The organism is Flagellimonas sediminis (assembly GCF_010500845.1).
GTDB lineage: Bacteria > Bacteroidota > Bacteroidia > Flavobacteriales > Flavobacteriaceae > Flagellimonas > Flagellimonas sediminis.
Map to the genome: position 1 here is coordinate 81,011 of NZ_JAAAMI010000004.1, position 25,630 is coordinate 106,640.

At 43.2% G+C, this 25,630-nt stretch carries 23 protein-coding genes and 2 tRNA genes; 16 read left to right on the forward strand and 9 right to left on the reverse strand.

All coding sequences use genetic code 11. From position 1 onward, the window contains the following. Window positions 1–9 precede the first annotated feature (9 nt). The gene (locus tag GTK07_RS09420; RefSeq protein ID WP_163635005.1) at window positions 10–504 is read left to right on the forward strand and encodes a metallophosphoesterase family protein; all 495 of its coding nucleotides are present in this window, start codon (window positions 10–12) and stop codon (window positions 502–504) included. A 67-nt stretch (window positions 505–571) separates the two neighbouring features. On the opposite strand, the gene GTK07_RS09425 is transcribed toward GTK07_RS09420, so the two are convergent. Beyond that, window positions 572–982, reverse strand: coding sequence for a DUF4293 domain-containing protein (locus GTK07_RS09425; protein ID WP_163635006.1), 411 nt, complete (start codon window positions 980–982; stop codon window positions 572–574). 191 nt (window positions 983–1,173) lie between these two features. On the opposite strand from GTK07_RS09425, the gene rho reads away from it, so the two are divergent. The 4 genes from rho to GTK07_RS09445 all read left to right on the forward strand — a co-directional run bounded on the left by rho (window position 1,174) and on the right by GTK07_RS09445 (window position 5,094). After that, entirely contained in the window at window positions 1,174–2,817 is a 1,644-nt protein-coding gene (gene rho / locus GTK07_RS09430) for a transcription termination factor Rho (RefSeq protein ID WP_163635007.1), read from the forward strand. A gap of 130 nt (window positions 2,818–2,947) precedes the next feature. Then, the gene (locus GTK07_RS09435; RefSeq protein WP_163635008.1) at window positions 2,948–3,607 is read left to right on the forward strand and encodes a hypothetical protein; all 660 of its coding nucleotides are present in this window, start codon (window positions 2,948–2,950) and stop codon (window positions 3,605–3,607) included. 129 nt (window positions 3,608–3,736) lie between these two features. After that, window positions 3,737–4,303, forward strand: coding sequence for a hypothetical protein (locus GTK07_RS09440; protein WP_163635009.1), 567 nt, complete (start codon window positions 3,737–3,739; stop codon window positions 4,301–4,303). A 104-nt stretch (window positions 4,304–4,407) separates the two neighbouring features. Further along, a complete protein-coding gene (locus GTK07_RS09445; protein ID WP_163635010.1) occupies window positions 4,408–5,094 on the forward strand; it encodes a hypothetical protein in 687 nt (228 codons plus the stop codon). Window positions 5,095–5,156: 62 nt separating this feature from the next. On the opposite strand, the gene rpsT is transcribed toward GTK07_RS09445, so the two are convergent. The 4 genes from rpsT to proS form a co-directional block, all read right to left on the reverse strand. Then, complete coding sequence (rpsT, locus tag GTK07_RS09450) at window positions 5,157–5,408, reverse strand: 30S ribosomal protein S20 (protein WP_097047262.1); 252 nt, start codon at window positions 5,406–5,408, stop codon at window positions 5,157–5,159. A 34-nt stretch (window positions 5,409–5,442) separates the two neighbouring features. Beyond that, window positions 5,443–5,514 (reverse strand) — tRNA-Glu (locus GTK07_RS09455). A 60-nt stretch (window positions 5,515–5,574) separates the two neighbouring features. After that, window positions 5,575–5,646 (reverse strand) — tRNA-Glu (locus tag GTK07_RS09460). A gap of 78 nt (window positions 5,647–5,724) precedes the next feature. After that, complete coding sequence (proS, locus tag GTK07_RS09465; RefSeq protein ID WP_163635011.1) at window positions 5,725–7,200, reverse strand: proline--tRNA ligase; 1,476 nt, start codon at window positions 7,198–7,200, stop codon at window positions 5,725–5,727. Window positions 7,201–7,294: 94 nt separating this feature from the next. Between proS and GTK07_RS09470 the strand changes: the two genes are divergently transcribed. Further along, the gene (locus GTK07_RS09470; protein WP_163635012.1) at window positions 7,295–8,575 is read left to right on the forward strand and encodes a hypothetical protein; all 1,281 of its coding nucleotides are present in this window, start codon (window positions 7,295–7,297) and stop codon (window positions 8,573–8,575) included. A gap of 36 nt (window positions 8,576–8,611) precedes the next feature. Beyond that, a complete protein-coding gene (locus tag GTK07_RS09475) occupies window positions 8,612–10,111 on the forward strand; it encodes an OmpP1/FadL family transporter (RefSeq protein WP_163635013.1) in 1,500 nt (499 codons plus the stop codon). 49 nt (window positions 10,112–10,160) lie between these two features. Here the strand turns inward: GTK07_RS09475 and GTK07_RS09480 are convergent, their stop codons facing one another. Both GTK07_RS09480 and GTK07_RS09485 read right to left on the reverse strand, forming a co-directional pair. Beyond that, the gene (locus GTK07_RS09480; RefSeq protein ID WP_163635014.1) at window positions 10,161–11,618 is read right to left on the reverse strand and encodes a T9SS type B sorting domain-containing protein; all 1,458 of its coding nucleotides are present in this window, start codon (window positions 11,616–11,618) and stop codon (window positions 10,161–10,163) included. A 113-nt stretch (window positions 11,619–11,731) separates the two neighbouring features. Next, on the reverse strand, window positions 11,732–13,534 hold the full coding sequence (locus GTK07_RS09485; protein ID WP_163635015.1) for a T9SS type B sorting domain-containing protein: 1,803 nt from the start codon (window positions 13,532–13,534) through the stop codon (window positions 11,732–11,734). Window positions 13,535–13,666: 132 nt separating this feature from the next. On the opposite strand from GTK07_RS09485, the gene folE reads away from it, so the two are divergent. Both folE and cysS read left to right on the forward strand, forming a co-directional pair. Continuing rightward, a complete protein-coding gene (gene folE / locus GTK07_RS09490) occupies window positions 13,667–14,347 on the forward strand; it encodes a GTP cyclohydrolase I FolE (RefSeq protein ID WP_163635016.1) in 681 nt (226 codons plus the stop codon). 14 nt (window positions 14,348–14,361) lie between these two features. Beyond that, window positions 14,362–15,843, forward strand: coding sequence for a cysteine--tRNA ligase (gene cysS, locus GTK07_RS09495; RefSeq protein ID WP_163635017.1), 1,482 nt, complete (start codon window positions 14,362–14,364; stop codon window positions 15,841–15,843). Between the two features lie 2 nt (window positions 15,844–15,845). Here the strand turns inward: cysS and GTK07_RS09500 are convergent, their stop codons facing one another. Then, window positions 15,846–16,763, reverse strand: a complete 918-nt coding sequence (locus GTK07_RS09500; protein WP_163635018.1) for an AraC family transcriptional regulator — start codon at window positions 16,761–16,763, stop codon at window positions 15,846–15,848. 220 nt (window positions 16,764–16,983) lie between these two features. On the opposite strand from GTK07_RS09500, the gene exaC reads away from it, so the two are divergent. From exaC to GTK07_RS09535, 7 genes are all read left to right on the forward strand, one after another. Then, window positions 16,984–18,507, forward strand: coding sequence for an acetaldehyde dehydrogenase ExaC (gene exaC, locus GTK07_RS09505; protein WP_119639546.1), 1,524 nt, complete (start codon window positions 16,984–16,986; stop codon window positions 18,505–18,507). A gap of 10 nt (window positions 18,508–18,517) precedes the next feature. After that, window positions 18,518–18,898 carry a DUF779 domain-containing protein gene (locus GTK07_RS09510; protein WP_163635019.1) on the forward strand — a complete coding sequence of 127 codons (381 nt, stop codon included), beginning with the start codon at window positions 18,518–18,520 and terminating at the stop codon, window positions 18,896–18,898. Between the two features lie 59 nt (window positions 18,899–18,957). Continuing rightward, complete coding sequence (gene yidD, locus GTK07_RS09515; protein ID WP_163635020.1) at window positions 18,958–19,179, forward strand: membrane protein insertion efficiency factor YidD; 222 nt, start codon at window positions 18,958–18,960, stop codon at window positions 19,177–19,179. A gap of 104 nt (window positions 19,180–19,283) precedes the next feature. Continuing rightward, on the forward strand, window positions 19,284–20,249 hold the full coding sequence (gene lgt, locus GTK07_RS09520) for a prolipoprotein diacylglyceryl transferase (RefSeq protein WP_163635021.1): 966 nt from the start codon (window positions 19,284–19,286) through the stop codon (window positions 20,247–20,249). Between the two features lie 3 nt (window positions 20,250–20,252). Then, a complete protein-coding gene (locus GTK07_RS09525) occupies window positions 20,253–20,735 on the forward strand; it encodes a DUF192 domain-containing protein (RefSeq protein WP_163635022.1) in 483 nt (160 codons plus the stop codon). Continuing rightward, window positions 20,735–21,259 carry a GNAT family N-acetyltransferase gene (locus tag GTK07_RS09530; RefSeq protein WP_163635023.1) on the forward strand — a complete coding sequence of 175 codons (525 nt, stop codon included), beginning with the start codon at window positions 20,735–20,737 and terminating at the stop codon, window positions 21,257–21,259. Before GTK07_RS09525 ends, GTK07_RS09530 begins: the two co-directional genes overlap by 1 nt. Before the next feature lie 30 nt (window positions 21,260–21,289). Beyond that, complete coding sequence (locus GTK07_RS09535) at window positions 21,290–22,540, forward strand: ATP-binding cassette domain-containing protein (RefSeq protein ID WP_163635024.1); 1,251 nt, start codon at window positions 21,290–21,292, stop codon at window positions 22,538–22,540. Window positions 22,541–22,624: 84 nt separating this feature from the next. Here the strand turns inward: GTK07_RS09535 and secDF are convergent, their stop codons facing one another. Continuing rightward, window positions 22,625–25,591 (reverse strand): protein translocase subunit SecDF, encoded by a 2,967-nt coding sequence (gene secDF / locus GTK07_RS09540; protein WP_163635025.1) that lies wholly within the window; start codon window positions 25,589–25,591, stop codon window positions 22,625–22,627. Window positions 25,592–25,630 lie beyond the last annotated feature (39 nt).

The following is a 25,630-nucleotide window of genomic DNA, read 5'->3' on the forward strand; positions in this document are numbered from 1 at the left end:
TTTAGCGTTATGACCAAGATTTTGTTGCTTTCCGACACCCATGGACATATGGACGATATCATCCTTAAATATGCTGCGCAGGCCGATGAAATATGGCATGCTGGAGACATCGGAAGTCTATCGGTCACGGATCAATTGAAGGCTTTGAAACCGGTAAGGGGCGTGCACGGCAATATCGATGACCATGTGATCCAAATGACATTTCCCGAAAACAATAGGTTCCTATGCGAAGAGGTAGATGTTTGGATCACGCACATTGGTGGTTATCCCAATCGGTACAATGTGCGGATCCGAGAGGAAATCAAAAGGAATCCGCCCAAATTGTTCATTTGTGGCCATTCCCATATTTTAAAGGTGATGTTCGATAAAAAATTGGACTTGCTACACATGAATCCGGGTGCTTGTGGCAAGCAGGGGTTCCATCAGGTGCGGACTATGCTACGCTTTGTGATCCACGGGGACAAGATCACGGATTTGGAAGTGATCGAATTGGGAAAAAGATAATCTTTAAAATCAAAAATCCCGACCAAGGCCGGGATTCTTTCGCACTAATACTACTAAGATGTTAGGTTCAACGCAAGCGATCAACAGATTTTACAAGATCTTCATCCTTTTTGATAGCCCTGTTGGCCAGGACCAGAAAAACGATAGAAAATACAGGAATCAGCATCCCAATACCCTTCTCAGAAACTACAGTTCCTCCGGATAGACTTAGCGATCGATAAACGAAAAATCCTAGTAAAAAAAGGTCCAATATCATATTCAATCTGTTCACCACAAATTGATTTTGTCTGTTTTTATACATCAAAATTGAAACGACCGCCAACACGGCCGAAACGTAAAAAACGATGCTCACCAATACTTCATCCTGTGCAAACACCTCTTTACCTCCCACTTCTACCCAAAGATTCAGAAAAAAGGGAAGCACCCCTACCAACAGGGCCACAACCAGCAAAAAAAACGTCTGAATTCGTTGAATCATTGTGCAAATCGATTTCAAAATGCAAAAATAGACGTCTTTTTGATAACTGTAGCGTTAATCTTCAAAAATTATTTGTATTATTGTGCTGTTATTAGCAAAGCACCTACCTAGGAAAACTTTCCTCCAGTAGCACCCAAATAACTTTTACTTCAATATTCAGAATTACACAAGTCTAACTTATTCTTTACTTAATGTTCGAGATTTCCGATCTAAAAGCTAAAAAGCTTCCTGAATTGCAAGATATTGCGAAGGATCTTAATGTTCCCAAATTCAAAACCCTCAAAAAACTGGACTTGGTATACCAAATCCTTGATGTTCAAGCCTCTAACCCAAAGGCAGTTGCGGAAACCGTGGCAACTCCGGACATCAAAACCGATACTAAACCAAAACGTGTCAGAACGCCACGACCCAATAACGACCAAAAGGCCAAAACCGAAATTGTTCCCGAAAAGAAACCAATAGCAGAAGTTGCTGAAAAAAAGGAGGATACAAAGGAACACCCCCCTAAAAAGGAAAACAAACAGGGTAATCCCCAAAAGAACCAAAATAACAACAGGAGGACGAACCAAAACCAAAATCCCAATCAGAATCCTAACCAAAATCAGAATATAAATCCAAACCAGAACAGTCACCACGATAAGAAGAACAGCCACCACGATAAAAAGAACAGCAACTTTGACAAAGACCTAAAAAATAGGTACAAAGAACCTGAATTTGAATTCGACAGCATTATTGAAAGTGAAGGGGTGTTGGACATTATGCAGGATGGTTATGGGTTCCTAAGATCTTCGGATTACAACTACCTTTCATCCCCTGACGATATTTATGTATCCCAATCCCAGATCCGTTTGTTCGGACTAAAATCCGGGGATACTGTTTTAGGGAACATAAGACCTCCAAAAGAAGGTGAAAAATATTTTCCTTTGATCAAGGTGAACAAAATCAACGGCCTTGACCCTCAAGTGGTCAGGGACAGGGTTTCCTTTGAACACTTGACCCCCTTGTTCCCTAAGGAAAAATTTAAATTGGCAGAAAAACAGAGCACCATTTCCACTAGGATCATGGACCTGTTCTCCCCTATCGGAAAAGGACAAAGGGGCATGATCGTATCCCAGCCAAAAACGGGTAAGACCATGTTGTTGAAGGACATTGCCAATGCCATTGCGGCCAACCACCCAGAGGTTTACCAGATCATTCTATTAATTGATGAAAGACCTGAGGAGGTAACCGATATGCAACGTAATGTTCGCGGGGAAGTGGTTGCCTCTACTTTTGACAAAGAAGCTTCTGAACACGTAAAAGTTGCCAACATTGTTTTGGACAAAGCAAAAAGATTGGTAGAATGCGGCCATGATGTGGTGATCCTTTTGGACTCCATCACGCGATTGGCACGTGCCTACAACACCGTACAACCAGCGTCTGGTAAAGTATTGAGTGGTGGTGTGGATGCCAACGCCCTGCACAAACCAAAACGATTCTTCGGAGCGGCCAGGAACATTGAAAATGGAGGGTCTCTTTCCATCATTGCCACGGCCCTTACCGAAACCGGATCCAAAATGGACGAGGTGATCTTTGAGGAATTCAAAGGTACCGGTAACATGGAACTTCAGTTGGATCGTAGGATTTCCAACAGAAGGATTTTCCCTGCCATTGACCTGATTTCTTCCTCAACCCGAAGGGACGATCTTTTGTTGGATGAAAACACCATTCAGCGCATGTGGATCCTTAGAAAATACCTTGCCGACATGAACCCAGTGGAAGCCATGGAATTTATGGAGCAACGTATTAAGCAAACGCGAAACAACGAAGAATTTTTACTCACAATGAACGAGTAGTAAAAATCTAAATATCAATAACTTAAAAACCCTTCAAAATTTCTTGAAGGGTTTTTTGTTGACCCAATTTAAAGAAAAGACATATCTTTAAATTGGTTTCCTCAAAACTGAACTATAAATTACTTATACCATGAAAAACAACAGAAAAGTTGCTCTTGCTTTTTTAAGCATCTTTGTGCTTTTTTTGGGTGCATGCCAACAAGGACCCAAAAAGGATGAACCTAGGAATTCAGAACCTCCCCAAGAAGAAAAAGTGTCTCCACCAGAAGGGATCATTTCTTTGGAAGAATCCAAATCCCTGTACGATAATTACACCAAGAACAGGGTGGACATGATTCACCAATACGAAGCGGAACGCAGTCCTGATACCAAATTTGAGGCAGCCAGATTCACCTCTTTCACCTATGCGGAAATTAAACAATACATGGCTTATATTGAGCAAGAGGCAAGTATGGCCAATGTGGAAATTTCTTCACTTCGGTTTTACTTTGCCAACTATCCCGATAAAGAACATTTCCCTGATGGAAAGAAAATTGTACATCCTAGGCAAAATTCCATGTTCATCGTTCCTACCATGAAAGTAGATGGCGAGGATTATGGATTTTATATTGGTGCGGACGGAAAAGCAAAATTGATTAAAGATGCTGTAGGCACCAAGGGAATGGGACAAAACTCGATTGACGGGGAAAAATCCTATGCCAGTTTTGCTCCAACACTATTCCAGACAGGAGATAAAAGTTTGGATTTGAACCATGGTGGATCAGGACCACCACCTTTCACCGATTTTTAATGGAATATGCTTGAAGGACTGATTGATAATTTAATCGAGCACTTTTATTTGCCCCTCTATCTAGTTACATGGATTGTTGCAGTAGTGAGGTATAGGACATATTTTGACACACCGTTGAAGTATCTTCCCATGATTATTATTTATACATTTTTCACAGAACTTTTGGGGGTTCTGATAAAGTACAATAACAACTTTCAGTTTTTCTCCGATGATCGTTATACGTGGCATAATGTGATCATCTATAACATTTATCAGCTTGTTTTCTTTCTTTTTTTCTTTGAAGTCTACCGAAAAGTACTGGATAAGAGAATCAACAAAAAAATGATTTTCTACTTTAACATTGTTTGTACATTGTCCTATATAGTGAATGCCATTGCCTACAATCCTTTACATAATCAAACCACATATGCACACATTATAGGTTCATTAATGTTGGTGTTCATTATTGTGCAATATCTAAAGGAAAAATACACTGAAGGAAATTCGCAGCCCTTAAAGTTCAACCTGTTGTTTTGGATAAGCATTGGATTACTGGTTTTTTATCTCTCGTTCCCTTTAATATTGTTTATCTACATGCTTAAAGTAGATCTTTGGATTTTAGCCTACTTCAGACCTATTTTACTTATTTCCATTGCATTAATGTATGCATTTATCATCTTCGGACTTTTAATGGGAAAAAGAAAAGCCTTCCGATAGTAAAAAACGATTTAAATATAAACGCCTCTTTTTCGGGGGCGTTTTTTATTGTGTACATTTAAGTCCCAACCAAAACCAATGTAGAACAGCTGCCACGGACCACAATGGAGGAGTTTTATAATTTTATCACCGAACAATACTTTCTGCCTTTTTATATTATTGTATGGCTAGTGGCCGTAGTCCGTTACCGCACTTTTTTTGATACACCGCTCAAATACTATCCCATCTACCTCATGTATACCTTTTTAACGGAATTGTTGGGATATTTGGTAACGCACACGGATCAATTTCAATTCTTTTCGGAGAAAAAATACGATTGGCACAATGTGATCATCTTCAACATTTACTCCGTGATAGCCTTTTCCTTTTTCTTTTACATCTATTGGAAGGTTTTACAGAGTAAAAAACACAAAAGGTGGGTGGCTTATGGAGGATTGATCAGTTTGCTTTCCTATTTAATCAGTTTGTTCTTTCAAGATCCGTTGCATATGAACCTGTACTATGCAGACTTGATTGCCTCCATGGTTTTATTATTCGATATCGGACTTTACATCAAAGAAAAGCGAAGTGAAGAAGGAACATATCCAATAAAAAATAACCTCATGTTCTGGACCACTTTGGGCCTATCGGTTTTTCATGCCATTTTCCCTTATCTGTTCCTAATTGCTTATGAAGCTCCATTGATCTGGGCCAAACTCCAACTACGGGAAGTTTTGAAAGTACTGATCATTTTCATGTACGGAACCTTTATGATCGGTGCCCTTTTGGGAAGACGTTCTTCCTTCCGGTAAGTACAAAAAACAAAAACGCCCCCAAATTGGAGGCGTTCTTCAATATATTTTTCGCATAAGGCTTACATAGCAGCAACCTTGCTCATCAACTTGCTCTTAAGGTTCGCTGCCTTGTTGTTATGGATTATGTTGCGCTTGGCCAACTTATCGATCATACCAACCACAGTGGGCAACAAAGCCTCAGCGGCCTTTTTATCTTCTTCACCACGTAATTTTTTGATGGCATTACGCACGGTTTTGTGCTGATACCTATTACGCAAACGTACCGCTTCGTTTCTTCTGATTCTCTTTAATGCTGACTTATGGTTTGCCATTATCTTAAATTATACTTTGTAAATTCCTTTTTTGTAGCCCGTAGGGGAATCGAACCCCTGTTACCAGGATGAAAACCTGGCGTCCTAACCCCTAGACGAACGGGCCATTTAAATTTTAAATTTGGAAGTTAAAACTCCCAAAGAACACCATGTCTATTGAACTTTGTAGCCCGTAGGGGAATCGAACCCCTGTTACCAGGATGAAAACCTGGCGTCCTAACCCCTAGACGAACGGGCCATGGTTGCACAATTGCGGATGCAAAAATACAACTATTTTTAAGTCTTGCAACAGTAAAATATAATTTTTACAACCTAATTAGTAGGCCTTTGCAAAGAGCACCCTTTGCAAGGAAGGTTTACCCGTCACCATACAAGTACCTTCTTCCTGTTCCTCGTGCAACGGAATGCAACGAATGGTGGCCTTGGTCTCTTCCTTGATCTTGTCCTCCGTCTCCGGTGTTCCATCCCAATGAGCGGACACAAAACCGCCTTTTTCCTCGATCACTTTCTTGAACTCCTCGTATGAATCCACTCGGGTAATGTGTTCCGCACGGTAATCGATTGCCTTTTGATAGACGTTCCTCTGGATGTCCTCCAATAACGCTTCCACCTTGCCAACAATTTCCGCAGCACTTACGGATTCCTTCTCCAAAGTATCCCTTCGGGCTACTTCATAGGTTCCGTTTTCCAGATCGCGTTGACCAATGGCCAAACGCACAGGCACACCTTTCAGTTCATATTCATTGAACTTGAAACCAGGTTTATGGGTATCCCTGTTGTCGTATTTCACTGAAATTCCCTTGGCACGAAGTTGCATCACCAATGGTTCCACCTTTTCAGAAATGGCATCCAACTGATCCATTCCTTTATAAATAGGTACAATTACCACTTGAATAGGTGCCAGTTTTGGAGGCAATACCAAACCATTGTCGTCACTATGGGTCATCACCAAGGCCCCCATCAATCGGGTAGAAACCCCCCATGAGGTTGCCCATACATATTCTTGCCCCCCCTCTTTGGTGGCAAACTTTACATCAAAGGCCTTGGCAAAATTCTGTCCTAAAAAATGTGAGGTCCCAGCTTGTAGCGCTTTACCATCCTGCATCAAAGCTTCAATACAATAGGTTTCCTCTGCGCCTGCAAAACGCTCACTGGCTGTTTTGGTTCCTTTGATTACGGGCACACCCATATAGTTTTCTACAAACTCGGCGTAAACATGCATCATCAACTCTGCTTCTTCAATAGCTTCTTCCCTAGTAGCATGGGCCGTATGCCCTTCTTGCCATAAGAACTCAGCTGTACGCAGGAACAATCGTGTACGCATCTCCCAACGCACCACATTGGCCCATTGGTTGATCTTTAGCGGTAGATCACGGTAAGATTGTATCCACTTTCGGTAGGTATCCCAAATGATCGTCTCGGATGTTGGGCGAACAATCAATTCTTCTTCCAACTTGGCATCTTCATCCACCACAATCCCGCTACCATCCTCGGCGTTTTTAAGTCGATAGTGTGTTACTACGGCACATTCCTTGGCAAAGCCTTCCACATGACTGGCCTCTTTGCTCAAATAGGATTTTGGGATGAACAAGGGAAAATAGGCATTCTCATGACCTGTTTCCTTGAACATCTTGTCCAATTGGGCCTGCATCTTCTCCCAAATGGCATAACCATAAGGTTTGATGACCATACATCCCCTTACTCCTGAATTTTCCGCAAGATCCGATTTTACAACAAGTTCATTATACCATTTGGAATAATCTTCTGCTCGGCTCGTTAAATTTTTACCCATCTGCTCTAGTTTGGCACAAAACTTGTGATTTCTTTAATAAAATAATTCGGTAAAACTAGTTATTTTTAGTATGTTCAACAATAAAAATTGCGCCATGTTAAAGTCTTTACCCCTCAGCAAAATCAAAATTTTTGCCACATTCGGTGTCGTCACTCTATTGCTGGCTTCATGCGGCACATACCAACAGTCTTCCTATTATGACGATGGCATTTACTCCAATGGCAACAGGGTTGTCCAAGTGGAGAAAAGAAATCCCGATGCGGTTCGTTACGAGCGGCAAGAAAGCAATATGTATGGGGATTACTTCGGTGAAAAGGCGGACCAATATGGTGAAATTTTGGACAGTGAGATTTTTACCGATGTGGATAGTTATTCAAGTCGAATGGCGACCGATTCCATTCCCTTAGGAAATGAAGACGATTATTTCACTTACGACAGTGAGTTCAATACCTATAATGGCAATCCTGGCTGGGGAGACAACCCTGCAAGCGTGAGCATCAATGTATACGACAACAGTTGGGGATGGGCCGGGTACTATGGCTGGGGATTCCCATATAACAACTGGTCTTATGGTTGGTACAACCCTTATTTTTCTTGGGGATGGTACAACCCATGGCGATATAACCGTTGGGGATGGGCCGGATACTATGGCTGGGGTTACCCTTATTATGGATGGGGATATGCTGGCTACTATGGATGGGGCGGATACTACGGCAGTTGGAACAGACCCTACTATTACAACAACAGGTACTATGGCAGAAATTACGCCTACATGTCCGGAAGAAGAGGATATGCCAGAAATTACAGTACTGGTTTGGCATCCAGAAGTAATAGAAATACCAATGCCTACCGAACTAACAGCGGTCGCTCCAACAATACAGTGGCGCGCAGTAACATGGCCAATAGAAGTTCCAGAAGCTATAATAGCAATTCATCTGTTCGTAGATCGATCAACGCGGATGCCGTGGCCAGGAACCAAGCCTACCGAACCACTAGAACTACACGCAGCAATCCAAGTTATAATGGCAGCAGCAGAACCTACCGTTCCTATGGAACCGTTCCTTCAACAAGAAGCAGTGGCACCTATAACAGGAGTGGTTCGGCAACCAGAAGTTATTCATCGCCTGGCTATAACTCAGGTAGGAGCACCAGAAGCTACCAGTCCTCGGGCAATGCAGCACCAAGGACCAGTAACTTTAGCCGGTCTTCAAGCGCACCAAGAAGTTCAGGAACTTACCGCAGCAGCGGAAGCACTTCCAGAAGTTCAGGTAGTTTTAGAAGTTCGGGTGGGGGCAGTTCAAGAAGCTCTGGTGGTGTAAGTAGATCTTCTGGTGGAGCCTCCAGATCATCCGGTAGCAGGGGAGGCAGACCATAAACCCTACTAACATTCTCAATATCTAAATCATAAGAAATGAAAAGAATCTCAATTTTCATAATGGTATTGGCATGCACCTTTGCAAGTGCCCAAACTATTGATGACGTGTTGCGCTACAGTACCGAAAATATGCTGGGAACCGCTAGGTTTCAGGCCATGGGTGGCGCATTTGGAGCCTTGGGCGGTGATTTTTCAGCCCTTAACGTCAACCCTGCAGGGTCCGCGGTCTTCAATTTTAGCGAAATTGGCATCACCGGATCCAACTATAACCGGAACAACGATGCCCTTTTTGGAAACAGTACCAGCAACAACAAGGACAATTCTTTGGAACTGAACCAAATAGGTGGTGTGTTTGTCTTCAAGTCGAACAATAGCCCATGGAAAAAAATTGCCTTGGCCTTCAATTATGACATGGTCCAGAATTTTGACAACGAATTTTATGCTAGGGGCAATACCCAAGTAGGTATTGACAACTATTTCCTGAACTTTGCGCAGGGACAGGAATTGGGGCCTCTTCGCGTGCAGCAAGGAGAATATATTGAGGAAGCCTATTTGGATATCGGCGCCAACATGGGGTATGCCGCCCAACAGGCCTTTTTGGGCTTTCAAGCGGGCATCATTGAACCCACTGCTGATGACGATGCCAACACCTCCTATTTCTCCAACGCTGAATATGGAAGTGTGAACCAACAATACCTGCAAAATACCAGCGGCTACAACAGCAAGTTCACCCTAAACTTTGCCGGTCAGTATCAGGAGAACCTATACATCGGTGCCAACTTGAACTTCCACAACATCCTATATGACCGAATCACCTATTTGGATGAAGATGGATATGATCAGGCTTCCCCGATCCAATTCACCAGTTTTGATAATTTGTTGCATACCGAAGGTTATGGATTTTCATTCGGATTGGGAGCCATTGCCAAATTGAACGAGAGCATTCGGGTAGGTGGTAGTTACCAGTCCCCAACATGGTATACCTTAACGGATGATACCTCACAACGAATCAACTCATCCTTGGCGGTTTCCGATATCGATTTTATCAATTTTAACATTGTAAACCTGTACGATGAATACCGCATTAAAACGCCGGAGAAATTTACAGGAAGCTTTGCCATGGTCTTTGGCCAGGATGGACTGATCAGTTTCGATTACAGTTATCAGGATATGTCCAAAGCGGAGCTAAGACCAACGTCCGACCCTAGCTTTTCTTCTGAAAACGCATTTATTGCCAATGCGCTTGGTGCAGTAAACTCTTACCGTGTGGGTGGTGAGTACCGAATTGAAGAGGTAAGTTTACGTGCTGGCTACCGATTTGAGAGCAGTCCATATGAAAATGGAGATCTAGTGGGCGACCTAACCGGATTTTCTGCCGGTATCGGTTATAATTTTGGAGGAAGCAGATTGGATCTGGCCTTTAGCAGAACCGAGCAGGATGTAAATTCTTATTTCTTTGATGCCGGAATTGACAATGCCGCTTTGGTGAACCAAATCAACACCAATATTTCACTCGGTTACAGTGTGAAATTTTAAAATATAAAATTGAAAAAAATAGAAGGCTGGAAGAAATTCCGGCCTTTTTTTATCGCACCAAGGAGAAGTGCCTTCGAACCTGGGTGGCCACAAGAACTCCTTCATCATCGCGATCGTAATCCAAACGGAACCAATAATCGGACGAAGGCATGTCCCTGCCGTTGAAGGTACCATCCCATCCAAAATTGAGGTCCATTTGCTTCAACAGCTTTCCGTAACGATCAAAAATAAAGACCATGGGATTGCTGAGTTGTTCCACTCCATACACATTCCAATTATCGTGGACCCCATCGCCATTGGGTGTAAAGAATTTAGGGTAACCCACAATCAAAAACGGTATGGGATCCGAGGTACCACAGCCATTTTTATCATTGATGATTACGGTATTCATACCAGGTGGTACATCATAAAAAATGGGGTCATCCTGAAACTCTCCTCCGTTAATGGCATATTCATAATCCCCATCCCCATCTGGAATAAATTCCACATTATAGGGGTCGGTCTGATCGCTGTTCACAAAATCGTCCAGTACGTTAACGGTAAGATTCGGAATACCATAAAAGGTTATCAATATCCCCCCTTGGTCCACTACTGTGGGCGGGGTTCCGGATGCTGTCGTAATTTCTGCAAAATACCGTCCTGAATTTGGGCTACTCACCACAAGTTCCGCACCAAAAGGACCCGACCCTACCAAAGTAGCATCAATGGTGCCATCATCATCGTAATCCACCGTCCATTCCACTGAGGCAATATCCGATCCGGCTGGGGAGTTCAATGCGGACAAGGTAATATCAGGATCACCTTCACAGGCCACGATATCCAATCCTAAAAATTCATCGCGAAGGGTACAATCCAAAGCCGTGTTCTGGTCTTCATCAACCGAACTTCCTGTAAAGGTCAAGATAAACGACTCCGGCTCTTCATCAAAATTGGTGTTGTAATTGTTGATGTAGAGGTAGTAGATTTCCCCTGCGTTCACATCCAACCATTCATCATAGGTGTTCTGGCTACTTTTCACAAAAGGTGCCCCTTCCCTACCATCAACCGGGTTCACCCCAATTCCGGTAAAGCCCGTATCGTTGTATTCGTAATTACATCGAATGGGTTGTGAAGTTCCATCACCAATAATGGTACAAAAATTCTGTCCTGCAGTTTGGTCAAAGGGACCATATAGTGCAAAATCCCATTCCGCAGTGATGGGTCCTCCTGGGTTTACAGGAACAGCCTCTATATCAAAACCAATCTGGCCATCGGTCCCTGCCCTGAACACAAACCACCCGGAATTGTTTTCTATATTCGCCGAACTCACACTTCCTTTTTCCAGACATCCGGTCTGGGTAATTACTTCGGGGTCAAAATCATCGATATCACCGCTACCATCGGTAACACCCATAATGGGAGCATCTGCACAAACAGGAATGGCCGTTCTACAATCCGGGGAGTTCTGCGCGCTCGCTGTAATGAAGGTCAAAAAGAAAACACAGATAGCGCTAAATAGGGCTCTCATAGAATTTTGGGGCTAAAAAGGTTATCCTACATAACCTCTATAACTCTACAAATGATGCGTTTAGTATACCTTCATCGAAAAAATGTGCGGTTAATCGATGAAATGCACCAAACCTACCTTCTCAAGGAAAAATGACTTTGGAGATATTTGGCATACGTACGGTTTCCATCTTCTCCAATGTAGGACAGCTTGAACCAATAATCCGTGGAAGGTAATGGCTTTCCATTGAAACTGCCATCCCACCCGGGATCAAACTCATTCATCTGTTTGATAAGTTTTCCATAACGATCATAAATGGTGACAATGGGCGAATTCAAGGTGGAAAGGCCTTCAATCTGCCAAGTTTCATTGAGTACATCTCCGTTGGGTGAAAAAATGGAAAGGAAACCTACAACGACGATCTCATCCTCCACTTCACCACAACCGTACAAATCTCGCATATATACTTTATGGATGCCCGGGGCAACACCCTCGAACACATTACTGGTCTGATAATCCCCATCACCCAAGCGAAATTCATATTCACCGAGGGCATCCGTGTTGATAGTGACAGTATTGTTGGCGCTCATATCCTCAATATCGATACTGGAGATAACGGGCATTGTAGATATGGAAACCGTCACCGTTTTACTGGCTGCACAAACGGTTCCGTTGGATGTATTGGTAACGGTCAAGGTATATTCCCCTTCATGTGAAACGGTAATGTTCGGGGTGGACTCCCCTGTATTCCATGCATAAGTATAGTTGGGATCGGGGTACATTTCTCCAATAGTGATGCTACCCACTGCCTCACAGATAACGGCTTGTTCGTTAAAGTTCAATTCAGGGGTTTCCGCGGCATTCACCACAAAGCTTTCAGAAGCATCATAACAATTTGGATTGGCCAAGGAAGTGGTCCTTACATAAATGGTTTCCAGACCTGGACTCACCAAATACTGCCTGGGCAAAGGGTTGACACCTGCTACGGCATCGGATGATGAATTGTGATAACTGACCATGAATTCAGAAGGGTCCTGCCCATCAAGTGCCTCTTGATCTTTGGATTCCAAATCGAAAAGAATTCCCGAAGTTTGACAAAAAGACTCATCTGTTAGGGTTCCTGTAGACGGAACCGGGTTAAATCCAACTTGCACATCACTGATGATGTTTCCACTTCCCGTAATCACTACAACCCTATATTGACCTGAACTGGTCACTTCATAATTGGCCGTCGAGGCTCCGGCAATCTGCTGGTATCCGTTTCCTTGATTCACAAACCATGAATAATTTGTAGCTCCAGAAGTTGTGGCATCCAATAGTACCATATCATTCTCGCAAGCTGCCACTGGAGGGCCCAACAAATTACTTACAATAGAACAATCCAAGGCATCATAAGGATGGCTCGCCCAAATATCTCCTGTAAACTGTATGGAAAAACCAGAGTTTACATTGCTGAAGTTGTTGATGAACAGGTAATAGTCCTCACCAGGCTCTACTTGCAGCCATTGTTCAAAATGCACGGAATCGGTATTCCCGGTGGGATCCTCTCCAACCCCAATAAAACTGACCCCTTCACTGTTATCAAAGAAATTGCAACGAATGGGATCTCCCAAAGTGTTGCAATCCGAAGCTTTGTAAAGGGCGAAGTCCCAATCTTCTATGTTATTATGTCCAATGTTGAAACCTAATTGTCCTGCGGCAGCGGTCCTAAATCGGTACCAGGCAGAATTGGATTCAATGGAACCAGAAACGGTCTGTTCCAAACATCCTGTGGTTGCCTCACCATAAAAATCATCAATACCATAGCCATTAGTACCCCCATTGATGGGCGTATTGTTACAAATAGGAATGGCATCCGAACAATCTTGGGCAACCTGGGACTGCGCAAATTGACAAATGAGTAAGAAGAATAAGGTCTTTACGACTGACTTTACCATAAAAGACTGTAGGTTTGGGCATTATAAAAGTATTGCAGGATATAGGTTAACAATAATTTATGTTGTCAAACAACGGATAGCAGATGTTAAATCATTCATTAGTGTTATCTTTGCTGTCTTGAAGAAACAGCTATGAAACTAGAGCGGGCTTTGGAAGAACAATATGAGGAAAGAGGTAACGACCACGTTGGCTCTTCAACGGACACCCCTATGCGCAATGATGCTTTTGTATTGAGCGACGAGGAAAAAATAGAACGCATCCAAAATAGTGTCAGGGAAATAATGTTGACCTTGGGTCTTGACCTTGATGACGATAGTTTGAAGGGCACCCCAAAAAGGGTAGCCAAAATGTATGTGAAGGAAATTTTCGGAGGACTCCATCCGGACCGAAGACCAACTTCTTCCACCTTTGACAACAAATACAAATACGGTGAAATGTTGGTGGAAAAGAACATTGTGCTTTATTCTACCTGCGAACACCATCTATTGCCGATTGTGGGCAGAGCGCACATTGCCTATATTTCAAACGGAACCGTAGTCGGACTTTCCAAAATGAACCGTATCGTGGATTACTACGCCAAGCGACCACAGGTTCAGGAACGTTTGAACATTCAGATCGTTAAGGAGATGCAGAAAGTTCTGGGTACTGAAGATGTAGCCTGTGTAATCGACGCCAAGCACCTTTGTGTTAATTCTAGAGGTATCCGTGACATTGAAAGTAGTACCGTTACCGCTGAATATGGTGGTAAATTTAAGGATGAAGCCGTACGCAGGGAATTTTTGGATTACATCAACCTAGAAACCGAATTTTAAACCGAAACGTTTAAATGCAACTTTACAAACACCAACCATTACGCATCCATAATTCACTTACCGGAAAAAAAGAAACCTTTCAACCCATAAACGAAGGATACATTGGCATGTACGTTTGTGGCCCTACGGTGTACAGCAATGTGCATTTGGGCAACTGCCGCACGTTCATGTCCTTTGATATGATCTTTAGATATTTCAAACATCTGGGCTTTAAGGTTCGCTATGTACGTAACATCACTGATGCCGGGCATTTGGAGAACGATGCCGACGAAGGAGAGGACAAGATTGCAAAAAAGGCAAAATTGGAGCAGATAGAGCCCATGGAAGTAGTGCAACGCTACACCGTGGATTTTCACAATACACTCCAAAAATTCAACCTGTTGCCACCAAGCATAGAGCCCACGGCAACCGGACATATCATTGAACAAATCGAAATTATTAAGGAAATCCTTGAAAAAGGATATGCCTATGAGATAAATGGCTCCGTTTATTTTGATGTGGTCAAATTCAATGAAGACCATGAATACGGCAAATTGAGTGGGAGAAAGTTGGAGGATATGATTGCCAACACGCGAGAACTAACTGCCCAGGACGAGAAACGAAATCCACAGGATTTTGCCCTTTGGAAAAAAGCCGAACCGCAACATATCATGAGGTGGCCTTCCCCTTGGGGCGACGGTTTTCCGGGATGGCATTTGGAGTGCACGGCCATGAGCACCAAATACTTAGGAGAAACTTTTGATATTCATGGTGGTGGAATGGACCTGAAATTCCCACACCATGAATGCGAGATTGCCCAAGCCGAGGCCAGTACCGGCAAGTCCCCCGTAAAATACTGGATGCATGCCAATATGCTGACCCTCAACGGAAAAAAAATGTCCAAATCAACAGGCAACAACATTTATCCATCAGAAATCTTTAGCGGGGAAAATACTATCTTGAGCAAGATCTATTCCCCTGCGGTGGTCCGCTTTTTCATGATGCAGGCCCATTATACCAGCATATTGGATTTGAGTGACGAGGCATTACAAGCTTCAGAGAAAGGGTACAATCGTTTGATGGAAGCTATTGGTAATCTAGAAAACTTGAAAACGGGAGCTACATCGGATTTTGATGTGGAGACATGGAAGCAAAAGTGCTACGATGCCATGAACGACGATTTCAACACGCCGATCCTCATTGCCCATTTGTTCGATGCCGTGAAACACATCAACCTGATTAAGGAAGACCAAGAAACCATCACCGAAGAGGACAAATCCCAATTGGAAACTACACTGAAGGCCTTTGTGTATGATGTACTAGGTGTGGAAAACCAAGCTTTGGCCCAGGATGATTCCAATGCCCTCAATGGGGTTATGGACCTTCTGATCCAAATCAGGAACCAGGCTCGTGCCAATAAAGATTTTGCTACTTCGGATAAGATCCGTGACGAATTGGGTGCTTTGGGCATTCAATTGAAAGATGGCAAGGATGGCACTACATTCACCCTCAATTGATATCAACGCAAGGTATCATCCATGAATTTGGATTGGTATTCCCCTGGTGATACATTTATTTTCCTTTTGAACAATCTGTTGAAATACGAACGGTTTTCAAAACCGCATTCCAAGTAAATTTCCTTGATTTTTCGAGTAGGATCTTTCAACAATTTAACGGCCAATTTGATACGCTCGCTGTTGATATAGTCAATGGGCGTAATCCCCAATTCTTCCTTAAAGGTCTTATGAAAGTGGGACTCGCTCATACAGGCCTTTTTGCTCAGGTCGCTTACCGAAATGGGTTCATGTAAATGTGCTCCTATGTATTCGATTACATAGGCCAACCTATTATGGGACCCCAACTTGGAGGCATGTTCCACATAGGTCTCTCTCGCATTTCCTTGCAGGATACGAATGATGAGTTCCTGAAGCATGTTGTCCACAAAAAAGTCCTTGGAAGGATGGTTTTCCGTGAAGAGATATAATAACCGTTGAATGATACCATAAATACTGGCATCATTGGTAAAGTGGTAATTGTAATCCATCAGGGCCCATTCGGTACCATCGTGCTTGGGCATTTCATCGTTCATCAAATTGATGACCTTGTTGATCTTTTCATCGGAAATGGCCATGGCCAGACACCTAGTGGGATTATCCTGGTTCGCTTCCGGAAAATCGATACGCATCACTTCCTTTGGAGGCAATATCAGGGATTCTCCCGGTAAAAAGTCAAAAGCTTTTTTATCTCGAAGATGCATCACCTTTTTACCGATGAGCATGGAAGCCAGCACAGGTTGATCGAACTGCAGCATCACGCGCTCCGCTTGAAGATGGGTCTCGAACACATGCATGGCCGCATTGTTCAAGGTGTAAGAGGTTTGGTTCTCCACCAAATGTTCAAGCTTGCGTTCCTTAAAAAATTTATTAGAAAGCTGCATACGAAATATCCACTCCTTAATTTATTACATAAATCATTATTAAATATAAAAATTATCTTATCGAATATTGTTAAAAATATAAAAACAAAGAGGATTGTTCATATCAATAATAGAATACGTCAGATGTACGGGGTTCAAAATCAATACTTTTAAAATCAGTCAGTTGGACCAACAGGGTCCACCACATAAAAATTAACATTAACAACTAAAAGTACGTATTATGAGCAATGTGCAAACCACGGAACGCAGTGTCTTGGACAAACCCAAGTTCAAAGACCAATATGAGAACTACATTGGCGGGAAATGGACCCCACCCACCAAAGGAGAATATTTTGATAACATTTCGCCGGTAGATGGCAACGCTTTCACCAAAATTGCCCGATCCACCTCTGAAGACATCGATAAGGCCATTGACGCAGCTTGGGCCGCTGCGCCACAATGGAACAACTCATCGGCCACCTACAGGAGCAATTTGTTGCTCAAGATTGCTGATCGTATGGAACAAAATCTTGAAGTGTTGGCCCGGGCCGAAACTTGGGACAACGGTAAGCCCATTCGGGAGACCCGTGCCGCCGACCTTCCCTTGGCCATAGATCATTTTAGGTATTTTGCCGGGGTAATCCGTGCCGAAGAAGGTTCGGTGAGTGAATTGGATTCCAACACGGTTTCCATGAACGTGTTGGAACCTCTTGGTGTGGTCGGTCAAATCATTCCATGGAACTTCCCCTTGTTGATGGCCGCATGGAAAATTGCCCCTGCCCTGGCCGCAGGAAACTGTGTGGTTTTGAAACCTGCAGAGCAAACCCCAGTGGGTATTTTGGTATTGATGGAATTGATCGAGGACATCCTTCCAGCAGGCGTGCTCAACGTGGTGAACGGTTTCGGCTTGGAAGCAGGCAAACCTTTGGCCTCTAGCCCAAGGATCAATAAAATAGCCTTTACCGGGGAAACCACCACAGGGCAGTTGATCATGCAATATGCATCCAAAAACATCATCCCTGTTACCTTGGAGTTGGGTGGTAAATCGCCCAACATCTTCTTTGAAAGCGTCATGGATGCCGATGACGAATTTTTTGACAAGTGCTTGGAAGGTGCCGTAATGTTCGCCCTAAATCAAGGCGAAGTATGCACCTGTCCATCCAGGATCTTGGTACAGGAAAGTATTTACGACAAGTTCATGGAGCGTGTGGTGGAACGCACCAAAGCTGTGAAATTGGGCCACCCCTTAGATCCAAACACCATGATGGGCGCACAGGCTTCCAACGACCAGTATGAAAAAATCCTGAACTACATCCAAATAGGAAAAGAAGAAGGATGCAAGGTGCTTGCCGGAGGCGAGGCAGCTTACAACGAAGGTTTGGAAGGCGGGTATTACATTCAGCCCACTATTTTGGAGGGAAACAACAAAATGCGCGTGTTCCAAGAAGAGATCTTTGGTCCCGTGGTTTGTGTAACCACCTTCAAAGATGAAGCCGAAGCCTTGGAAATTGCCAATGATACCCTTTACGGTCTTGGAGCTGGGGTTTGGACGCGCGACATGCACCAGGCGTATAAGATTTCAAGACAGGTTCAGGCTGGTAGGGTTTGGGTGAACTGTTATCACGCCTACCCTGCCCATGCACCGTTCGGCGGTTACAAAAAGTCCGGTATTGGTAGGGAAACCCATAAAATGATGCTCAACCACTACAGACAGACCAAGAACATGCTGATTTCTTACGACAAAAACAAGTTGGGCTTTTTCTAAAAACAAGTATATGACAGAACGTGTATTGGTAACGGATAGGGCCACAAAGATCATCGACCAATTGAGGGAAAGACATGGCGAACTCATGTTCCATCAAAGTGGCGGGTGTTGCGATGGCTCATCGCCCATGTGTTTTCCGAAGGGAGAATTGATGCTTAACGAAACCGATGTGAAATTGGGCACCATTCATGGTTGCAATTTTTACATGAGTAAAGATCAGTTCGAATATTGGAAACACACCCAACTTACCGTGGACATCACTACGGGAAGAGGTTCCAGTTTTAGTCTGGAAATCCCTTTGGGATTGCGTTTTGTCATCAAGTCACGACTGTTTACGGATGAGGAACGGGAACATCTACAACCTGTTGAGTACGCATCTGAAGAAGCATAGATTTCGCCCCGACTTTGTCGGGGCTTTTTTTTACCTTGTATCCTCTTACCGAGTTTTTCATGAAGAAAATTTTGATAGCGCCGTTTATTCTATTGGTCAAATTCTACCAATACCTTATTTCGCCCATGTTTCCTGCAACGTGTCGCTACACCCCTACCTGTTCCCATTACACTTTGGAAGCCTTAAAAAAGCACGGATTGTTCAAAGGAGGGTGGTTGTCCATCAAACGTATTGCCAGTTGCAACCCTTGGGGAGGTAGCGGTTATGATCCCGTACCTTAATCCAAGGTATGAGAAGGGTTATATTTTGGTAACCCAAGCCAAAAATTCCTTAATCCCGCCCATCAACCATTCAAAGTAGTTATATTAGTCCAAAATTTATGTAGATGTATTTCCTAGGATTTGACTGGAACCCCGAAGGAACCCTTTTTAAGCTGGGTTTCATACAGATAAAATATTACAATCTGCTTTGGATCGCAGCCTTTGTGGTGGGTTGGTTCATCATGAAAAAAATCTTCCAGAACGAGAAGAAATCCATGGAAAAGCTGGACTCCCTTTTCATCTACACCGTGGTTTCCATCATGTTGGGCGCCCGTTTGGGCCATGTTTTCTTTTATGATTGGGACTACTACAAAAACCATTTAGTGGAAATATTACTTCCGATCAGGGAAAGTTCCAACGGTAATCTCTTTGGAATCATCAACGGTTATGAGTTTACTGGATTTACAGGTTTGGCCAGCCATGGAGCCACCATTGCCGCCATTATAGGGATGTGGCTGTACTGTAGAAAATGGAAGGATATTAAAATGCTCTGGTTGTTGGACCGATTGGTGATCCCTTCCGCCATTGGGGCCTGTTTTGTTAGATTGGGCAATTTTTTCAATTCAGAGATCAATGGGAGAATAGTGGACAAATCCTATTTTTTGGCCACTCGCTTTATCAGGGATTCAGACGATATGCCTGCATACAAAGCCATGTCATTGACTAAGGAAACCACTGAAAATGCTGCCTACAAAGCCATTCAGCACAACCCTGAATTTTCCAACATACTGGAATCCATTCCCTACCGCCACCCAGCACAATTGTACGAGGCCATCTGCTACATCTTTGTTTTCATCATCCTTTACCAATTGTATTGGAAAACCAACAAAAAGGACAAACCCGGATATCTTTTCGGATTGTTCATGGCCCTTTTGTTCATTGTTCGTTTTGTGGTGGAATTCTTCAAGAAAAGCCAAGGCGGTTTTGAAGATTCCTTGGGAGGTGTGCTCACTACCGGACAATGGTTGAGCATTCCTATGATCATCATCGGTCTGTTCTTTATGTTCAGGCCGCCTCTTGAAAAAGAATAAGTTATGTTTGTTTTAAAAAGATTGCTTTTGGTTTTTCTATTGGTCCTTACTTCTTGCAAGACGGATAGCAAAACGGAAATCAAAACCGAAACGGTTGCCTTTGCCAAGGAAGGAAACCTCTCCATTTGGAAAATACAATCCGACTCCACCAAGGTGGATCTGGATATTGAGATAGCCGAAACCGAATACGAAACACAAACTGGATTGATGTACCGTCCTTCCATGGAAAAAAATCGTGGCATGTTCTTCATATTCCCTAATGTAAGCGTTCGTTCCTTTTACATGAAGAATACAGAATTCCCGCTGGATATCATCTATATTGATGAAAATCAGAAAATCGTAAGCTTTCAGAAAAATGCCAAAGCGTATGACGAAACCAGCCTGCCATCCAATTTTCCCGCTAAATATGTATTGGAAATCAATGCGGGATTATCAGACCAATGGGGCCTAAAAGTGGGTGATAGCATTTCCTATACCCGAAACTGATGTCCAAATATCTATTGGAAAATGAATCCACGGACCGACTGTTGTTCCGAAGGATACGAGAATCCGATTTTAATGATTGGCTTGCGTTTTATTATGATTCCCGTTCCACTCAGTTTTGGGAAGGATTGCCATCGGACCCCATGGAAGCATGTCAAATACAGTTTGATCGTATTTTTGAACGGTATGAAAAGGATTTGGGCGGCATGAATGCACTCATCCAAAAGCAATCCGGAAAATTAGTGGGCATCTGTGGACTTTTGGTTCAAGAGGTTGATGACATCCAAGAACTGGAAATCGGATATTCCATTTTGCCCGAATCTTGGTTACAGGGCTTTGCTTTTGAAGCGGCTCAAAAATGCAAACAATTTGCGTTCCAGAACCATTTTTCGGATTCCTTGATTTCCATCATCCACGTGGACAATATTCCTTCCCAAAAAGTAGCACTAAAAAATGGAATGTTTTTGGAAAAGACCACTACCTACAAAGACAATCCGGTCCATATTTTTCGGGTAAACCAAGGATAATCGTAATTTTGGGATTTTAGTGCCCACTTCATGGATCAACCCAAAATTTACGCCATCCTTACCAACAACACCTCGACCACCCAAGAAGTGGTTGAAAAATTGCTTCAACAAAAACCCATTGAGGAGCTCCTTGAACTAAACACCCTCCACGGATTGTTATTTTCCCGTTCGGAAATTGACCGTTATATGGAAGAAGAGGAACGGCACGATATTAAAATTTTGACCAAGGATAAGCCGCAATCCCTCAAGACCATGAGCAGTGGGGAACAAAAAAAGGCACTTCTTCATCATTTGCTACAAAAAAACCCTGATTTTTTGATACTCATCAATCCGTATGATAATTTGGATGTGGCCACTCAAGCAAGTTTGAAGGAGCAATTGTGTAAGATTGGTGCATCGCGTATTTTGATCCAACTGGTGAGTCGTTTGGATGACATATTACCCATCACCACTGATTTCCTAAAATTGGATGCCGACATCCTTAAAACCTACGAATCACCCGAAATGTTCTGGCAGGAGAATCAATCAGCCCCGGTCATTTTTGAAGGCAGTATTCCACCACCCTTGGAAAAATTGGTTTCTGAGCATGCTGAATTGGTGATAATGAAGAAGGTTTCCGTAAGTTTTGATGGCCGACAGGTGCTTCAAAATATCGATTGGACCATAAAACAAGGAGAATTTTGGCAATTGATGGGCCCTAACGGCAGTGGGAAGTCCACTATTCTTTCCATGATAACGGGGGACAGCCACAAAGGTTATGGTCAGGACCTTACTTTATTTGGACAAAGAAAAGGAAGTGGAGAGAGTGTTTGGGACCTGAAACAAAAAATTGGATACTACACTCCCGCTATAACCGACAAATTCAAGGGATACCACAGTTTGGAAAACATGGTCATCTCAGGGCTCCACGACTCGGTCGGATTATACGTTCAACCGACAGATATTGAAAAAAACCTGGCCCACCAATGGCTACAGTTGTTGAGTCTTTATGATAAAAGGGAAGATTATTTCCGTGACCTTTCCGCTGGGGACAAAAGATTGGTGATGGTGGCCCGCGCCATGGTGAAACACCCTCCTCTTTTGATTTTGGACGAACCTACAGCTGGATTGGACGATGCCAACGCTGCGCTGTTTGTAGCTTTGGTCAATAAAATTGCGGTAGAAAGTGATTCTGCCATTGTATTCGTATCACATCGGACAGAACCTGGTCTTACCCCAAAATATCTGTACACATTGAATCCCCGTCCAGAGGGTTCTATTGGAAAGGAAAGCGCATTTTAACACATCGGGTTGTAGGTTGTATAAAATAATAAAGGGCCACTTGTGCGTGTGGCCCTTTACTTGGTGTAATCTAAAAAACTTAAACTATGCTCCTGTAGCAGCAGCAATCTTTTTCTTGAGCGAATCGAACATCAATGGGGTGGCCACAAATATCGAAGAATAGGTTCCCACAACCACGCCAATGATCATGGCGAACATAAATCCGCGAAGGCTCTCCCCACCGAATACAAAGATGGCCAACAATACGATCAAAGTGGTCAACGAGGTATTCAAGGTTCGGCTCAAAGTACTGTTCAAGGCTTCGTTGATGTTCTCTCCACCTTTTAAACCTTTTATATTGGTAATTTCACGGATACGGTCGAAAACTACCACCGTATCGTTCAATGAATAACCGATCACGGTCAATATCGCAGCGATGAAAGCCTGGTCAATTTCCATATTGAAAGGCATGATCTTGCCGGTCAAGGAGAAGATACCCAATACGATCATCACATCGTGGAATACCGCAACAACGGCACCCAATGAGAATTGCCATTTTCTGAAGCGCAATAAGATGTATAGGAAAACGACCGCCAAAGATCCCAAAATGGCCAAGAAGGCATTTTTCTTGATATCGTCGGCAATTGTTGGCCCCACTTTTACGGATTGCAGTATACCGATTGATTTTTCGGAAGCCCCAACGGTAAAGTCTTCAAAGGAAGTTCCATCTGGAAGGTATTTTTGAAGGGTTGTATATAGCTTGTTCTGGATTTCATTGTCGATTTCCACACCTTCTTGATCCACTTTATATGGAGTGGTCACCTTTATCTGGTTGGCATCACCAAAAGTCTTAACACTGGTTCCACTACCGAATACATCGTTCAATTCAGATGCAATCTCGGATGGATTCACCACTTTCTCGAAACGGATTTGGTACGAACGTCCACCGATAAAGTCAACACCCTGTTGCAACCCTGTTGTAAACAATGAGAACACACTGATAGCAACCAAAATTCCAGAAACGATATAGGCTATCTTGCGTTTTCCCAAGAAATCGATGTTCACGTTTTTGAATAGGTTCTTGGTGATACCTGTAGTGAAATCCAGTCTTCTACCTTTTTGCGCGGTATAGGAGTCGATCATCAATCGGGTAACAAAGATGGCAGTGAACAAAGAAGTCACGATACCGATCAAAAGGGTAGTCGCGAATCCTTTAATTGGTCCTGAACCAAAAATGAAAAGAATAATAGCTGTAAGGCCCGTTGTAATGTTGGCGTCCAAAATAGAGGAAAGGGCATTTCCAAAACCATCGGCGATGGCCTGTGCTTTTCCTTTTCCTTTGGCCAATTCTTCCTTGATACGCTCGTAGATCAATACGTTGGCATCTACGGACATACCGATGGTCAACACAATACCGGCAATACCGGGCAATGTCAATACTGCACCAAGGCTGGTCAATACACCAAAAATCAACAAGATGTTGAAAACCAAAGCAATATCAGCAAAAAGTCCAGCTTTTCCGTAGTAAAAAATCATCCATAGCAAGACAAACACCATGGCGATGATGAAGGAAATAAATCCACTGTTGATAGCCTCTTGACCCAATGATGGACCAACTACTTCAGACTGGATGATTTCTGCAGATGCAGGTAGTTTACCCGCACGCAATACGTTAGCTATATCCTTGGTCTCGTTTACGGTAAACGTACCAGTAATCTCAGAACGCCCTCCAGAAATGGGTCCCGAAGAAACACCGGGAGCGGTATATACTTTATTATCAAGAACAATGGCAATACCGGTTTGGTTGTTATAAGCATCCCCGGTCAATTTTTCCCATTCCTTGGCTCCACGGGTGTTCATGGTCATACTAACCGCAGGTTTGTTGAACTGGTCAAACGTATCCTGTGCATCGGAAACCACATCACCACTGATCCTTGGGGTTCCATCCCTGTTGGATTTAAGAGCGTACAATTCCACCACTTCCACATCCTTACTTGCTCTTTCCCAAAGGAATTTGGTGAATTGGATATCGTTTGGCAACAATCGCTTGATCTCAGGCATTCTTAGATAGCCACCTATTTCGGCGGTATCACTGACCATGGCCCTTGCAATGGCATGGCTACCTGGGTTGGCTGGAATCAGTTTTCCCAACAATGGGTTGGCCTCTTGGGTCATATCCAAAGAATCTTGGGCCACATCGGATAGCAAAGAATCGATTTCAGATTCTGGTTTTGCCACTTTCTCTTTCTTTTCCTCTGGTTTAAGGATTTCCTTCAACCTTTCGTTGGCGTTCACCAAGAAAGTTCCCAAGCTTTGGTTACTTTGGGAATAGGTTTCCCAAAACTCCAATTGGGCGGTACTGGAAAGCAATTCTTGGGCACGGGCAATATCCCTGGCACCTGGCAATTCTACCAAAATACGTCCGGAGTTACCTTCACGTTGAATGTTCGGCTGGGTTACTCCAAAACCATCGATACGCTCACGCAATACCTCAAATGCAGAAACGATGGACTCATCAATCTTTCTTCTGATGATCGGTTTTACCTCATCATCGGACATTTGGAAATTAATCTCGTCACTAAGTCCTTTGTTGGCAAAAATATCCGGTGACGCCAATTTGGTGTCTCCTTTGAGATTGTCAAAAGCTTCGAAGAAAAGCTCCAAATAGGTCTGATCGCTACTTTTGGATGCGTTGTCGGCATCTGCCAAAGCTTTGTTGAACACGGGGTTTTTGGTGTTGTTGGCCAATCCCTTCAAAATATCCTTAACGGAAATCTGTAAGGTAACATTGATCCCTCCCTTCAAGTCAAGACCTTTGTTCAACTCCTTTTTCTTGGCATCATCATAGCTCGTAAAACCCAACACAGTGTTGTCACTGATGGAATCCAAATACGATGCCTCTAAAGCTTCACGCTTGGCCACATAATCGTCCTCTGCTTCCGAAATTCGGCTAACTGCATAGTCCTCAGCATCTTTCTCCAACTTATTGGTGATGAAAGTATAAGACAACTGATAGACACTCACCAAGCCAAAAAGGATTGCGAAAAGCCTTATAAGTCCTTTATTTTGCATTGATTATTAAATTTTTAGAAGTTTTCTTAAACAGCGTGC